This window comes from Ideonella azotifigens (genome assembly GCF_006519715.1).
Classification (GTDB): domain Bacteria; phylum Pseudomonadota; class Gammaproteobacteria; order Burkholderiales; family Burkholderiaceae_C; genus Ideonella; species Ideonella azotifigens.
Map to the genome: position 1 here is coordinate 1 of NZ_VIDT01000056.1, position 15,576 is coordinate 15,576.

The 15,576-nt window shown below is 67.8% G+C and carries 7 protein-coding genes and 1 pseudogene; 2 read left to right on the forward strand and 6 right to left on the reverse strand.

Features of this window, described 5'->3' with window-relative positions; translation table 11 throughout:
* Both FKP22_RS06135 and FKP22_RS06140 read right to left on the reverse strand, forming a co-directional pair.
* A partial coding sequence (locus FKP22_RS06135) for a two-partner secretion domain-containing protein (RefSeq protein WP_170200771.1) occupies window positions 1-2,733 on the reverse strand: 2,733 nt, incomplete at its 3' end.
* 143 nt (window positions 2,734-2,876) lie between these two features.
* Window positions 2,877-7,505, reverse strand: coding sequence for a YDG domain-containing protein (locus FKP22_RS06140; protein WP_141286194.1), 4,629 nt, complete (start codon window positions 7,503-7,505; stop codon window positions 2,877-2,879).
* Window positions 7,506-7,812: 307 nt separating this feature from the next.
* Here FKP22_RS06140 and FKP22_RS06145 point away from each other — a divergent pair, with 307 nt between their 5' ends.
* Window positions 7,813-8,886, forward strand: coding sequence for a helix-turn-helix domain-containing protein (locus tag FKP22_RS06145; protein ID WP_170200772.1), 1,074 nt, complete (start codon window positions 7,813-7,815; stop codon window positions 8,884-8,886).
* A gap of 35 nt (window positions 8,887-8,921) precedes the next feature.
* Here the strand turns inward: FKP22_RS06145 and FKP22_RS06150 are convergent, their stop codons facing one another.
* On the reverse strand, window positions 8,922-11,060 hold the full coding sequence (locus FKP22_RS06150) for an endonuclease/exonuclease/phosphatase family protein (protein ID WP_170200773.1): 2,139 nt from the start codon (window positions 11,058-11,060) through the stop codon (window positions 8,922-8,924).
* Between the two features lie 528 nt (window positions 11,061-11,588).
* On the opposite strand from FKP22_RS06150, the pseudogene FKP22_RS33730 reads away from it, so the two are divergent.
* A pseudogene (locus FKP22_RS33730) lies at window positions 11,589-11,831 on the forward strand (response regulator transcription factor); the annotation flags it as partial.
* A gap of 15 nt (window positions 11,832-11,846) precedes the next feature.
* Here FKP22_RS33730 and FKP22_RS06160 read toward each other — a convergent pair.
* The 3 genes from FKP22_RS06160 to FKP22_RS06170 all read right to left on the reverse strand — a co-directional run.
* On the reverse strand, window positions 11,847-13,922 hold the full coding sequence (locus tag FKP22_RS06160) for an ATP-dependent helicase (protein ID WP_231010005.1): 2,076 nt from the start codon (window positions 13,920-13,922) through the stop codon (window positions 11,847-11,849).
* 122 nt (window positions 13,923-14,044) lie between these two features.
* The gene (locus tag FKP22_RS06165; RefSeq protein ID WP_141286200.1) at window positions 14,045-15,241 is read right to left on the reverse strand and encodes an acyltransferase family protein; all 1,197 of its coding nucleotides are present in this window, start codon (window positions 15,239-15,241) and stop codon (window positions 14,045-14,047) included.
* Window positions 15,242-15,321: 80 nt separating this feature from the next.
* The coding region (locus FKP22_RS06170; protein WP_141286203.1) for a LytTR family DNA-binding domain-containing protein at window positions 15,322-15,576 on the reverse strand (255 nt) is incomplete at its 5' end.

Genomic DNA, 15,576 nt, shown 5'->3' on the forward strand with positions numbered 1-15,576 from the left:
ACCGGCGATGGTGCCCAGGTTCAGGCCGGCCAGCCCGCCCACCGCGCTGCTGCCGGTGACGCTGCCGCTGACCCGCACGTCGCTGACGCTGCCGCCCGCGTTGACCAGGCCGACCAGGCCGCCTACGTGGGTACCACCGGTGGTGTTGCCGCCACTCAGCGCGAGGTGGCTGATGCTGCCGCCGTTGCCCAGCACGCCCACCAGGCCCACGTTGTCCTGGCCGGCTCGGTTGATCACCAGGCCGTCGATGCTGTGCGACTGGCCATCCAGGCTACCGGTGAAGGGCGCGGCGGCAGTGCCCAGCGGCACGAAGCCACTGTCGCCCAGTTGGCCAGCGTTGTCGGCTGGGCTGGCGGCAATGTCGTTGGCCAGGGTGTAGCTGGCACCAAGGTCGTAGCCGATCAGCTGCAGCTGACGCACGGTGTGGATGCCGCGCACGTACTCGGCCACGCGCACCGGGCGCAGGCCGTCCACCATGATCCAGGCCGGCTGGCCGTCGACGTCGTTCGCCACCCAGAAGCCCGAGCCCGGCGCGCTTTCGTGCCAGTTGCCGAGGTTGGCATAGTCGCCATGCTTGCTGCCGCCCGCGGCGTTGCCAATGTTGCTGCTGTAGCCGCCGGCCGAAGTGCCGACGGCGCTGGCTTGCCCGGTGCTGCTGCCGTCCCACACCAGGTAGCGGATTTCCCCGCCATTGAGGCCCACCAGCCCGCCCACCTGGGACTGGCCCTGCACTGAACCTGCCGCATAGGCATTGCGGATCGCATTCCAGTTGACCCCTGCCAGGCCGCCCACGGCATTGACGCCGCTGACGCTGCCGCTCACCGTGCTGTCGCTGATGCTGCCGGCGTTGTAGCTCGCCAGGCCGCCCACCATGTCGTGCCCCGTCACGCTGCCGCTGACCGCTGCACCGGTGATGCTGCCGAAGTTGAAGCCGACCAGGCCGCCCACGTTGGAGCCCTGCGGTGCCCACACGTCCACGCTGCTGCTGACGTTGCGGACGCTGCCCCAGTTGTGGCCCACCAACGCGCCGATGTAGGCGTCGAAGCCGTACTCGCCCAGGCTGACGCTGCCGCCTTGCAGTGCCAGGTCCCGGATCTCGCTGCCGCTGCCGGCGGCGGCGATCAGGCCCACGTCCTGGCCGGAAGCCTCGGCGATGGTGAAGCCCTTGATTGCGTGGCCCAGGCCGGCCAGGTTGCCGGTGAACGGGCTGTCGGTGCTGGCGATCAGCGCGCCGCTGTAGACCGTGGCGCTGGCGTCGATGTCCTGCGCCAGCGCGTAGTGCCCGGCCAGCCCCTGGCTGTTGATGGCCTCCAGGTCCGCCAGGCTGTGGACCAGGGTGTAGGCCGTGCCGTTGACGTTCAGCGAGGCATTGGCGCCGCTGAGCGTCACAGGCGCGTGCAGCTTGTAGTCCGCGCCGCTGCGCACGCTGCCGGAGGCGGCGTAATTGCCGGTGTTCAGCACCAGGCCGGCATTCGCGCCAGTGGCGGTGAGCTCGGCCAGCAGGTTGATGTTGTTGTAGGCGTTCAGCGTCAACGTGGTGTTGGCACTCCAGCTCACCGCGGCGTTGACGTTGATGTCCCCGCTGTCGCTGCCCTTGCTGTTGTCGGTCGTCAGCGTGACGTTGTTCGTCGCCAGGTTCGTGGCCAGGGTGCTCGCGCCGATGCCGCTGCTGGTCAACGCACCGCTGCCGGCGCTGATCGTGAAGTCCGTCGGGTCGACAAGCCAGGTGCCGGTCTTGCCGCTTTGCGACAGTGTGCTGATCTGCGCGCCATCTGCCACTTGCACATGCACGCCGCTGGTCTCGATGAAGCCGCCGTCGTGGTTCACGGACGAGGCGTCCAGCGTGCCGCCGGCCTTCACTGTGCCGCCGTTGAAACCGCCCAGCAGGATGATCTTGCCACCGCTGCTGTCGATGCCCTTGGCCTCGATCATGCCTTCGTTGTTGACGACTGTGTCCAGCAGCGCGTTCTTGGCTGTGGCGCTGAGCAGCACGCTGCCGTTGTCTGCGCGAATCAAGCCCTTGTTCTCGGCCAGCGCATTGAGCGTGCCTTCGTCGACCGTGACGCTGAGCAGCTGGCTGCCGCTGAAGTCCAGCGTGACCTTGTCGCCGGCTGCGAGGGCTGCGGTGCCGTTGGGCGTGGTGATGCTGCCGCTGTTGCTGACCTGCTTGCCGATCAGCGCCACGTAGCCGCCGGTCAGGCTGCCCTGGTTGACGACGCTGCCCTGGCTGCCGTTGCCGCTGAAGCTGGTCTTGCCGGTCGCAAAGTCGCTGTCGCTCAGGCTGAGCGTGGACGCTACCAGGCCGCCCACGTTGACGCTCGCGCCGTTGCCGAACAACACGCCGTTCGGGTTCAGGATCCACACCTGGCCGTTGGCCGTGAGGCTGCCGTTGATGCTCGAAGCATCGGTGCCCAGCACGCGGTTCAGCGCGATGGACGAAGCCCCGGGCTGCACGAACTTGACGCTCTCGCCCTTGCCCACGTTGAAGGTCGCCCAGTTGATCGCCAGGTTCTGGCTGCCCTGGTTGATGGTGGTCGTGCTGCCGCTTTGCGTGATCGTGCCACTGCCCGTGCTCACCGCACCGCCCGTCGGCCCGGCCAGCACGGCACCGCTCAGTGCCGCCGCTGCAAGCAGCACCGCGCCGCTGCGCTTGCCACGCGCCTTGGCAGTCTCCGGCACGGCGACAAAACGTTGGAACAGGTCGCTCCAGACAAGGCGGTAGGCGTGGTTCATGGCAGGGAAGGATGAGGAAGAAGGGGCTGACGGAATGTTAGGAAGCGGCCCCGCCGCTGTCCGTAGAACAAATGCGCTACAGCCGGCCGCCCACGCCCGTGCAGCGTGGGCGGCCGGCATCGCAGCGGCCGGCGGAAGCGAGCTCAGCGCGCCGCAGCGTCGGCCTCCAGCACCGTCAGGCCCAGGCCCCTCAGCAGCGCGGCCAGCTTCAGTTGCTGGGCCACGGTCACGGCCGCGGGCTTGAACACGTCCGCCTGGCCCAGTTGCTGGGTCTTGGTGAGCTGGTAGTTCTGCGCATCCGCGCCGCTGATGGCGAAGGTTTCGACCACCGGCTTGTAGTGGCCCCACAAGGCGGTGACGAACTGGCCGGTCTGGCTGAGCGCCACGTCGTCGCCCGCGACCAGGCCGGTCAGCGTGCCGCCGGTGACGGTGGCGGTCTTGGTGCCGTCGAACACCTTGTCCTGCGCCTTGGCGCCGGTCACGGTCAGCTGGGCTTGCGCGATGTTGGCCGTGGTGCTGTCGTTGGCGACGACGTAGTTGCCCGCATCGCTGCCGCCCAGGTCGTTGGTCACGACCACCACCTTGCCGCTGCCGGCGTTCTTGTCAACGAATGCGCCGCTCTGGCTCAGCGTGACGCTGTCGCCGGCGAGCACGCCCATCAGTTGGCCGCCACCGACCACTGCGGCGGTCTTGCCGTCATAGGTCTTGTTGGCCGCCACGGTGCCGGCCACCAGCAAGGTGGCGGCGGCGATGTCGGCCGTGGTGGTGCCGGTGGCATTGGCCAGCACGTAGTTGCCGGCATCGACACCGCCAATGGCGAACTGTTCGTTGACCGTCTTGCCCGTGCCGGCATGCTTGTCGACAAAGCTGCCACTCTGGCTGAGGCTGACGCTGTCGCCCGGCAGCAGGCCCAGCAGCGTGCCCTGGCCCAGGCTGACCTGGGTCGTGCCGTCGTAGGTCTTGTTGGCCGCCGTGCCGCCGCTCGCTGTCAAGGTCGCCGCGCTGATGCTGGCAGTGCTCGCACCCAGGCGGTTGAAGGTGTAGTTGCCGGCGTCCGTGCCCAGCAGGGAAAGGCCCACGCTGACGCTCTTGTTCGTGCCAACGTTCTTGTCGTCGAAGTAGCCGACGACATCCGCCGAAACCGCGTCGCCGGCAATCACGCCGCCAAGGCTGCCGGTGACGCTGGCGCGGGACGAGCCGTCGTAGGTCTTGTCAGCCGCCACGAGGTCAACCGACAGCAGCTTGGGCGTGATGTCGGCCGCCATGACGGTTGACGGATTGAGCAGCAGGTAGTTGCCGGCATCGGCGCCACCCAGGCTGCGGCAGACGGCGACCTGCTTGCCGTAGCCCACGTTCTTGTCGCCGAAGCTGCCGCTCTGGTTGACGGTGACCAGGTCCCCGTTGAACAGGCCATCCAGGCGGCCTCCGCTGACACTGGCTGCGGTGCCGCCGTCGTAGACCTTGCTGAGGGCCGTGCCGCCGACGAGGTAGAGGGTGGCGGCCGAGATGTCGGCCTGCGCGGTGCCGGCCTGGGGGCCGAGCACGTAGTTGCCGGCATCGGGTCCGGACAGCGCGCCGGTGATGCTCACGGTCTTGCCGGTGCCCACGTTCTTGTCGCTGAAACTGCCGCTCAGGTGATACCCCAGCTGGTCGCCCGCAACCACGCCCACGAGGCTGCCGCCGCTGAGCTGTGCCACGACTGTGCTGTCGTAGGTCTTGCTGCTCGCCTGCGCACCGCTCACTTGCAGTTGCGCAGGGTCGATGTCGGCGGCGACCTTCGCCACCGGGCCGACCAGCACGTAGTTGCCCGCATCGTCGCCGGCCAGGCTGTTGGTGACCGTGACTGTCTTGCCGCTGCCGGCGTTCTTGTCGCTGAAGCTGCCGCTCTGGCTGAGGGCGACACTGTCGCCGGCCAGCACCCCGCCCAGGCTGCCACCGCTGACACTCGCCAGCGTCGTGCCGTCGTAGGTCTTGCTGGCCGCGGTGCCGCCGCTGACGGTCAAGCTGGCGGCGGTGACCTTGGCGGTGCCTTCGGCAAAGCTCAGGTCGTAGCCAAACTGGCCGGAATAGAGGCCGCTGAGGCCGATGCTGTAGCTGCCAACGTTCTTGCTGCCGGCATCGCCGTAAACCGCCGTGCCGAGGATGAGGCTGCGGTCGGCGCCAGCGTCACTGGTGGCGTAGCCGCCGCCGCTGAAATTCACCGTGCCGTCATAGACCTTGCTGACGCCGTCGGCGCTGACGGTGAGCGCTGGCATGAAGGACCTCAGCAAGGGCGCGGTCTGGCCTTCGTAAATGCGCCACACGGCGTTGCTGCCGCCACTGCTGGCCAGGTCCCAGCCGCTGAAGCAGGACGCCTGCATCATCTGCGCGGAACTCAGCCCGGTGCCGCCACCCAGGCTGGTGGACTGGCCGGTGGTCTCCAGGTTCCAGTAGCCGTTGGTGACGGTGGGGTAGAAGCCGTCGAAGCCGCCGATCAGGCCGCCAGGTTGATAGCTGGCGCTGACATGGCCACTGGCATAGACATCGGTCAGCACGCCGGCCCCCTTGCCCATCAGGCCGCCCACGCGCGAGTCGCCGCTCACGTCGCCAGTGGCATAGGCGTAGACGACCGTGCTGTCGTAGTTGGCCGAGCCGATCAGGCCGCCCACGCCTTCGCCACCGGCGGACTTGACGTTGCCGGTGGCGAAGGCGCTGATGATGAAAGAGGCGTCGTTGTGGCCGACCAGCCCGCCGACCGAACCGGTGAGACCGGTGACGTTGCCAGTGGCATAGACATTGGAAAAGACCGAGGTGTTGTAGGCCACGCCGACCAGGCCGCCAACGTAGAGGTTGCCGCTGACGTCGCCACTGGCATGGGCGTTGTTGAGGGTCACGGCCTCGGTCTGCAAACCGACAAGCCCCCCGACATACGATGCGCCCGTCACGTCACCGCTGGCCCACACCTGGTCCAGGTTGCCCTTGTTGCGCCCGATCAGCCCGCCGGTGTCATTGCCGCCAGTGACCGTGCCGGTGGCGTCCGACCGTGTGATGCGGCCCGTGTTGTAGCCGACCAGCCCACCCGAATCGTCGCCACCGCTGACATCGACGGCGGCATGCACGTTGAGGATCGTCCCGTCACTCAGCCCGGCCAGCGCGCCCGCGCCCGGGCCCGAGGCCTGCACGCTGCCGCCCACCAGGCTGAGGTCGCGCACCACGGCGCCGTTGCGGATCTGGCCGATCAGCCCGGCGAGGCTGCCTGCGCCCGCCACGTTGAACTGATGAATGGTGTGGCCCAGGCCGGCCAGCGTGCCGAAGAACGTCCCGATCACCGCGCCACCGTAGACCGTGTCGCTGGCGTCCAGGTCCTGCGCCAGCGCGAGCAGGCCGTGGTTGTCGGCCGACTGCAGCTCGGCCATGCTGTGGATCAGCGTGTAGGCATTGCCGTTGAGGCTGAGACTGGCGTTGGCGCCGCTGAGCGTGACAGGGGCGTTGACCTTGTAGTCACCGCCATGGTTCAGCGCCAGTCCGGCTGCCTCGCCAGTGGCAGTGATCGCTGCGTTGAGGTTGACGTTGCGGTAGGCGTTCAGCGTCAGCGTCGTGTTGGCGCTCCAGCTGACCGCTGCGTTGACGTTGATGTCGCCGCTGTCCGTGCCGGTGCTGTTGTCGGTCGCCAGCGTGACGTTGTTGCTGGCCAGGCTGTTGGCCAGCGTGCCCGCGCCGATGCCGCTGCTGGTCTGCGCGCCGCTGCCCGCGCTGATCGTGAAGTCCGTCGGGTCCACCAGCCAGGTGCCGGTCTTGCCGCTTTGCGACAGTGTGCTGATCTGCGCACCGTCTGCCACTTGCACATGCGCACCGCTGGTCTCGATGAAGCCGCCGTCATGGTTCACCGAAGAGGCGTCCAGCGTGCCGCCGGCCTTCACGGTGCCGCCGTTGAAACTGCCAAGCAGGATGATCCTGCCGCCGCTGCTGTCGATGCCGCGCGCTTCGATCACACCTTCGTTGTTGACCACGGTGTCCAGCAGCGCGTTCTTCGCGTTGGCGCTCAGCAGCACGCTGCCGTTGTCTGCGCGGATCAAGCCCTTGTTCTCGGCCAAGGCGTTCAGCGTGCCTTCGTCCACCGTGACGCTGAGCAGCTGGCTGCCGCTGAAGTCGAGTGTGACCTTGTCGCCGGCGGCGAGTGCTGCCGTGCCGTTGGGCGTGGTGATGGTGCCGCTGTTGCTGACCTGCTTGCCGATCAGCGCAACATAGCCGCCGGTCAGGCTACCCTGGTTGACGACGCCGCCCTGGTTGCCGTTGCCGCTGAAGCTTGCTTTGCCGGCCGCGAAGTCGCTGTCGCTCATGCTCAGCGTGGATGCAACGAGACCGCCAACGTTGACGCTCGCGCCATTGCCAAACAGCACGCCGTTCGGGTTCAGGATCCACACCTGGCCGTTGGCCGTGAGGCTGCCATTGATGCTCGAAGCATCGGTGCCCAGCACGCGGTTCAGCGCGATGGACGCAGCCCCGGGCTGCACGAACTTGACGCTCTCGCCCTTGCCCACGTTGAAGGTCGCCCAGTTGATCGCCAGGTTCTGGCTGCCCTGGGTGATGGTCGTGGTGCTCCCGCTTTGCGTGATCGTGCCGCTGCCGGTGCTCACCGCACCGCCGGTGGGCCCAGCGAAGGCACCGCCACTCAAGGCAGCCGCCGCAAGCAGCACCGCGCCGCTGCGCTTGCCCCTCGCCTTGGCTGTCTCCGGCACGGCGACAAAACGTTGGAACAGTTCGCTCCAGACAAGGCGATAGGCGTGGTTCATGGCGGGAGAATTGGAGGGAAAGAGGGTTGGCGGGATGCTAGGGAGCGGGCCCTAGCCTGTCCGTAGAACAAATGCGCTACAGCCGCGTCGCCAGCGGCCGCTCACACTGGCCGCTGGCAAACCTGCGACACACTCGGCGGCCGCGCACACCAGCGCTCAAGCGGCGCCGCGCCAAGCCGCTTGGGGTGCCGCGTGATTTTCTTCAGCGGCGGCCGGCGACTTGACCGGGTGTCTCAGTTGCCAAAATGAATCCCCAGGATTGGGGGTACACCGCCTTGCCCTCCTCTTCATGGCCAGCAGTTCTTCCATGACCAGCGATTACTCGCCCACCGTGCGCCAGCTCCTGGCCTCTCCAGCGCAGCGCTACGCGCACCCTGGTGCCACCGCTTCCCCGGCCGAGGCATCCGCGGTGCTGCGGCACCACTTCAGCGTGGCTGCCGAGGCGCGCACCTTGCAGGCCCCGGCCTGGCGCGACTACGTGGGTCGCTCGCTGGACGTGCCGCTCTCACGCTCGCAGGTGGCTGCAGGTTTCCACGGCGAGATCGCCACCCATGTGCTGAGCGACATGGTGTTCATGGACATCCGCAGCGACGCGGTGACCCAGTTGCGCAGCGCCGCGCGCATTGGCACCGACACGCTGGACGACTACGTCTTCCACGTCGCCGTAGAAGGGCTGATCGAATCGGTGGCCCAGGGGCACCGGCCGCGCCGGTCCACGCAGTTCATGCCCGGCGTGCTGGCGCTGGACATGCGCCAGCCCTGGCGCATGCACCGCCCGACGCAGGCTCGCGTGCTGGCCTTCATGCTGCCGCGCGCCAAGGTGGAGGCCGTGATCCCCGATGCCCCGGCGATCCACGGCCAGGTCGTGACCTACACCTCGTCACTGGCCCGCCTGCTGCTGGCGCAGTTGCAGACGCTGGCCACCACCCTGCCGCGCCTGCCACCAGCCGAAGCCGAGCGCGCCATCCGCAGCGGTGCCGAGCTGATGCTGGCCGCATTCGGCCGCCAGGCCCGCTTGCACGGCCATGCGCGCAATGCCGTGCGCATGGCGCTGCTGGACCGGTTGCAGCACCATGTGCAGGAGAACCTGCACCAGGACACGCTGTCGCCCGACGGCATCCGCCTGCAGTTCCGGCTGCCACGCGCCACGCTGTACCGCCTGTTCGAGCCCGAGGGCGGGCTGGCCGCGTACATCCGCAACTGCCGGCTGCGCGAGGCCGCCGAAGAGCTGCTGAGCGCACCGAACAAGCCCATCATCGACATCGCCTACGGCCTGTCCTTCAACAGCGCCTCCGACTTCACCCGCGCCTTCCGCCGGGCCTACGGCATGGCGCCGCAGGACTTCAGGGCGATGGGGCTGCCAGCGGCCAAAGCGCGCTGAACAAGGCCTGCGCGACGCGCAGGCCTCGGGCCTCGTCAGCCCTGCGGCCAGACCAGGTCGACCTGGTAAGGGTAGTGGTCCGAAGCGTCGAGCTGCACGCCGGCCGGGTAGTGGCTGTGCGCCAGTGCGCGCTTCGCGTAGCCCTCGCCGCTTTCGTGCACATGCGCGTAGAACAGCAGCAAGTCATCGCCGAATGCCGCGGGGCAGACCGTGTCCATCGTCGCCAGGCGCGCATCGAAGTCCTGGCCGGACCAGTTCAGGCCGTCAGCAGACGAGCGATGGAACATGCCGGCGCCGCCGGGCTCGCGGTAGAACAGTTCGAAGCGGCCATTGCGGCTGGTGATGCCGGGCGAGCCGGTCGCGGTGGCGCCTCTTTCCAGCTGCGCTGGCTGCCACTTGCCGGTGTGGTTCAGCACCGCGCGCATCAGCCCACGCGGGCTGCCCGAGCCGGCATCCACCGTCACGACACACAGCGTGTCACCCAGCGACGCGGCCGCAATGTCGTGCGGTGTGTCGATGTGCAGCCAGTCCCGCTTGGACCAGCCCCCAGGACCCCACTGGTGCACGCAGACCTGCTCGCCATTCGGATCACGGCAGAAGACGTACAGCCGGCCCTGGTGCACCACCGCGCACACGCCGCCGGAGGAGCGCATTTCACCGCCTTGACTCTCGGCTCGCGACCACTTGCGTCCATCGACGGATTCCATCTTCATCACCTGCCGGTCTTGCTGGAAGAACAGGTGCAGGCAGCCCGCGAACCACACCAGCCCTGGCGCGCCGTCGCTGCTCACGTCCGGCAGCACCTCGTGGCGCCACTGCTTGGTCGCCTGGTCGAAGCGGCTGATCTGCAGGCTGCGGTCATGCGCGGCGCGCGTGGCCACCCACAGCTTGTCGCCGGCCACCGCGGCAGACGGCAGGTGCGCCAGGGTGCCCTTGTGAACCCAGTACCACGCGGGGTTGGAGGTATTCAGCGGGTAGTGCCAGTCGCGCAGCACAGTCGCCTGCAGCGGCCGCAGCGGCGTCTGCGCGCCGTCCTTCAGGTAGACGTAGTCCAGGCAGTCGGAATCGGGCGTGTCGCTTCCCGGGGTGAAGAACTGATCCAGCGTGTTGTGGATGTGGTCGTCGGTGGCCGAGGCCAGCGCCTGGTCCGGGCCGTGCACGCGGGTCCAGCTGTCGGTCGCGCCCTGGGCCGCCATCAAGCTCTCCAGCGTGGCGAACTTGGCCGGGTCGCCAATGCGGTGCACGTTGAAGTCGCCCAGCAAGGCCGCGGGCATGTCGCCCCGGCCGCCCAGGGTCCAGCCGATCAGGTTCTCGATGTTGGTGCAGCGGGCATCCTTGTTGCCCGCGTTGGTCCAGGCGTGGGTCATGCCGATGCGCAGCTTCACACCCCCGTCCAGCTTCATGGTGGCCGACAGCACGCCCTTGGTGGCCCAGGCATCTTCGCTGTCTTCCTCCGAAGTCTCGGGGAACTGGTTGAACTGCCAGTCCTCCAGCGGAAACTTGCTGACCAGCACGATGCCAGACCCCGCCCGGTTCAAGGCCCCGCTGGTGCCCCGGATGCTGTGCGGATAGACGCTCTTCAGGTCGTCACGGATGTTGTCCATGCGGTTGGCGGACCAGACCTCCTGCAGCGCCACCACGTCGGCGCCAGACTGCTTGACCTTCTCCACGATGAAGGCGTGGCGCTCATCGTCGCGAAAGGTGACCGGCAGCTTGCCGGTGAGCTTCGCCCCTGTCACGATGGCGGAGCCCTCCATCAAGTGGGTGTTGAAGCTCAGCAGGCGCAAACGGCGCGAGGCCCACAGCACCGGTTGCTTCGCGTGCTCGTCGGCCTCGCCAACACGCACCGTGAGCAGGCCGGCGTCTTCAACCACCGCCATGAACTTTCCGCCCGGTGCCACGGTGCCGGTGCTCCAGATGAAGTCGGTGTTGCCGTCGGGCTTCTGGCGGTAGACGCAGAGGTTGCCGTCGCCCTGCATCGCGGCGAAGTAGTCGCCCTGCGGCAGCGAGGCGCCCAGTGCAGCCCAGATGCAGCCGCCCCGTGCCTCCGGTCCGGGGCCCTGGTAGAGGCAAAGGTTGCCATCACGCTGCTGCGTGAGAAAACAGCTGCCGTCCGGCGACGTGAGGTGTTCGCCAGCGCGGAGCTTCTGGCCAGTCAACAGGAAGTAGGTCATGGTGTTGTTTCCCTTGCGATCTTGGAGATGTGGGGGCTGCCGCTGCGGGGTTCGCAAGCCTTCAGCCATCACGTTTTGATCGTAGGAAAGCGCCGGCTCGGCGTCCGTAGAACGAATGCGCTACGGCCATCCTCCGGTTTGACGAGGGCGCGTCAGCGCTGCACCAGGCTTCTTAAGCGGTCTTTAAAAGTTCTTAATCGCCGCGGCAGAAGCCGTGGGTTCAAAAGGCTTAACAAGCCACAAGCGCCGCTGAAGGACGGCGCAGGGGTCGCTCCCCGACAGTCCATTCCATGCCGCCGACTGCCCTGGAGCCCCAAAATGAGTAACGCCTACCGCCTCGCCTGGAGCGATGCCACGCAGGGTTTTGTGCCCGCCTTCGACACTGCCCGCAACGACCCCGGCTTCCTGAGAGCGCTGTGCGCGGCGATGCAGGCGGTATCGGACCTGAGCCGCGCGGCGCATGGGCCGCGGGCGGCGTGCAATATCGTCGTGAGCATCGATGACGACGCGCAGGTGACCTGCTCCATCGCGCCGCCCACGCCGACCACACCCGCGGCAGCGAACGATGGTGCGCCAGCCCTGTCAGCCCGCGAGCGCGAGGTGCTGGGCTACCTGGCCAAGGGCTTCACCGCCAACGAGATTGCCAGGTTGATGCAGCTCTCGCCCTTCACGGTGCGCAGCTTCGTGCGGCGCATTTACGAGAAGCTGAACGTCTCGTCGAAGGCGGAAGCCATCCACGAAGCCCACCAGCAGCACCTGCTGGCGGATTGAAGGCAGGCGGAAGGATCAGGCAGGCGGTGGCGCGCCTGCCACCTTGGCGGCCAGCGCTTCGCGCATGCGCTTCAACTTTTCCTTCGGGTCTTCCTTGCTGCCGGCCAGGTCCAGCTTCATCTCCTTGATGAAGCGGCTGGGAATGCCGGCCACGGTTTCGCGGCCTTTCTTGCGGCGGCGCAGCGTCGTGCACAGCAGCGTCTTCTGCGCGCGCGTGATGCCCACGTACATCAGCCGGCGCTCTTCCTGCAGTCGCTCGGGCGTCATGTCCTCGGCGTCGCTCTTGAAGGGCAGGATGCCCTCGTTGATGCCGACCAGGATCACGTGCGGCCACTCCAGGCCCTTCGATGCATGCAGCGTGGTCAGCGTCACCACGTCCTGCTCCTCGCCGCGCTCGGCCAGGCTGAGGATGACGCTGATGGTCTGCGCCACGTCCAGCACGCTTTTCTTCTCGCCTTCGACGGTCATGCCGCCGTCCTGGCTGATCTCGCCGCCGCAGCGCTTGGCCACCCAGTCGATGAAGTCCAGCACATTGGTCCAGCGGGCGGCGGCCACCTTCTCGCTGTCCTCGCTGTCGTAGAGGTGCTGCTCGTAGCCGATCTCCTTGAGCCACTCCAGCAGCATCGGCTTGGCAGCCTCGGCGCCAATCGTCGTGCGGGCCTTGTATTCGAGATCGTTGAGGTAGCGGCCGAACTCGTGCAGCGAGTCGATGGCCTTGCCCGGCAGCGCCACGCCCAGGCTCTCGGCGAACAGTGCCTCGAACATGCTGAGCTTCCACTTGCCGGAGAACTCGCCCAGCTTGCCCAGCGTGGTGTGGCCAATGCCGCGCTTGGGCGTGGTGATGGCGCGCAGGAAGGCCGGGTCGTCGTCCTGGTTCACGAGCAGGCGCAGCCAGCCGCACAGGTCCTTGATCTCGGCCCGGTCGAAAAAGCTCTGGCCGCCGGAGACCTTGTAGGCGATCTGCGCGGCGCGCAGCTTCTGCTCGAAGGGCCGGGCCTGGAAGTTGGTGCGGTAGAGCACCGCGAAGTCCGACAGCTTGATGCGCGGATCCTGCGCCATCAGCGCCTGGATGCGCGCGACCGTGCGCTCGGCCTCGTGGTCTTCGCTGTCGCACTCGGCAATGCGCACCGGCTCGCCTTCGCCCAGGTCGCTCCAGAGCTTCTTCGGGAAGATCTTCGGGTTGCCGCCAATCACCTCGTTGGCCGCCCGCAAAATGGCCGAGGTGGAGCGGTAGTTCTGCTCCAGCGGGATGACCTTCAGGTTCGGGAATTCCTCGGGCAGGCGCTTGAGGTTTTCGATGGTCGCGCCGCGCCAGCCGTAAATGCTCTGGTCGTCGTCGCCCACGGCCGTGAACATGCCGCGGCGGCGTTCGTCCGGGTGGTCCACCAGCGCCTTCAGCAGCTCGTACTGCACGGCGTTGGTGTCCTGGTATTCGTCCACCAGCACGTGGCGGAACTGGTTCTGCCATTTCTCGCGCGCTTCCGGGATCTTCTGGATCAGCTTGAGCGGCATGCTGATCAGGTCGTCGAAGTCCACCGCCTGGTAGGCCACCAGCCGCTCTTCGTAGAGCTTCATCACGCGAGCCGCCAGCTGCTCGTCGCTGTCCTTCGCGGCGGCCATCGCGCCATCGCTGTCCAGGCCCTGGTTCTTCCAAAGGCTGATGGTCCACTGCCATTTGCGGGCGATGGCGTTGTCGGTGCAGGAGCCGGCGTCGCGGATCACGCCCAGCACGTCGTCCGAATCGAGGATGGAGAACTTCTCCTTCAGGCCCAGCCGTGTGCCGTCCTCGCGCAGCATGCGCACGCCCAGGGAGTGGAAGGTGCTGATCCCCAGGTCCTTCGCCGCCCGCGCGCCCACCAGGCTCTTGGCCCGCTCGCGCATTTCCAGCGAGGCCTTGTTGGTGAAGGTGATGGCGGCGATCTGCTTGGCTTGCAGCCCCGCCTGCAGCAGCCGGGCGATCTTCTGCGTGATGACCCGCGTCTTGCCCGAGCCCGCGCCGGCCAGCACCAGGCAAGGCCCGCTCAGGTAGTGCACCGCCTCCATCTGGGCGGCATTCAGCGTGGACGGGGGCGGAGGCGAGGCGGAGGACATGGCGGCAACAGGAGGGGGCCGCGGATCATAGCCAAGCCGCCCCGGCAGCCCACCGCCAAAGCCGCACGAAGCGGCTCAGGTTCGCGGCGAACTTGGCAAAGCCAGGCTCGCTGCGGCGCGTATCAGGCCAGTGACCGGGCCGGCAAGCCACTTGGCAGCGGCTTGGCGCGCACGATGCCCAGCAGCCCCGCCAGCACCGGCACATGCCTGGCCGCAAGGTACACCGCGCCGCTGGCAGCGAAGGTGGCCGCGATCAGCAGCAGGCCTTCGGGCACCGGCGGCAGCGCCAGCGGCTGCAGCCACCAGGCCAGCAGCACGATCACCGTCTGGTGCATCACGTACAGGCAGAAGACCGCGCCGGTGAGGCGCCGGCGCCACGGGCCGTCATGGTCCAGCCAGCGCCGCGCAAAACCGCAGGCCGCGACGATGGCCCACCACTGCGTGGCACCCCACAGCAGGCGCTGGGCTGTCAGCAGCCCGTCCGGCATGGTCTGGTCGTGCCAGGGGCCGAAGAAATAGAGGCACAACAATGCCCAGCCGGCGAAGGCCAGGCCCAGCGCCCGCCAGCGCTGCGCCTGCAGTCCGGCCCACAGCCGGTCACCTGCGCGCGCACCCACGATGCCGAGGCCGAAGGCCCAGAGGTATTGCGCGTGGTTGTACCAATCCCAGGTCAGGTTGTGGGTGGAGGGGAACAGGCCGTACATCAGCCGCGCGGCCATGGTCGGCAAGGCCAGGCCCAGCAGCAGGCCCCACGGCCCCACAGGCAGGCGCGCAGCGGCAGCGTCCAGCAGCTTAGGCGCCCAGCGCACGAGTGCCCAGGCGATCAGGCTGTAGACCCACAGGTAGGGCAGGAACCAGAGGTGGTTCCAGGTCGGCAGGTCAATGCAGTTGGCGCCGCTGCACAGCTTGCCGCCCTGCAGGTAGCGCTGCATGAACGCGCCGTAGTCGCCCACGAAGCCCAGCTGCGTGAGGGCCTGCACATAGGCCTGCGGCGGCACGATGACCAGCATGCCGAACAGCAGCGGCCACAGCAGCCGGCTGCTGCGCTGGCCCACAAAGCCCAGGCCGCTCTCGCGCCGCAGCAGCGCCTGCGTGGCCGCGCCGCCAATGAAGAACAGCAGCGACAACCGCCACGGCGAGGTCAGCATCATCAGCGGCTCGATCGCGCCACCGGCATGCGGGCTCTTCACATGCCAGTCCCAGCTCACGTAGTACATGCCCACGTGGTAAGGCACGAGCAGGGCAAAGGCCAGGATGCGCAGCCAGTCGAGGAAAAAGAGGCGCCCGGCTGCGGTTGGCGCGAGGGGTGTAGCGTTCATGCCGCCAGCATCGCCGGCCGGTGCGCGCCGCTCAAGCGCGCTGGGGCGAAGTGGACGGCGGCTGGGGCGAGTTGGCGGATCTACTTCAAAGCATCGCGGAAGCTGCGCGAAATCCGCAGCGTCTCGCCGGAACGCAAAGTCAGCTGGGCCTCGCCGCGCGGCAGCGGCGCGATGCCCAGCACATGCACCGGATTCACCGCATGCGAGCGATGCACCTGCACAAAGCCTTTGGCGGCCGGGTGGGCGAGGAATTCGGCCAGCGTGCGGCGGTCCAGGTGGCAGGCGGGCGGGGCGTGCAGCTCGATGTAGTTGTCCGCCGCGGCCACCCATTCGAC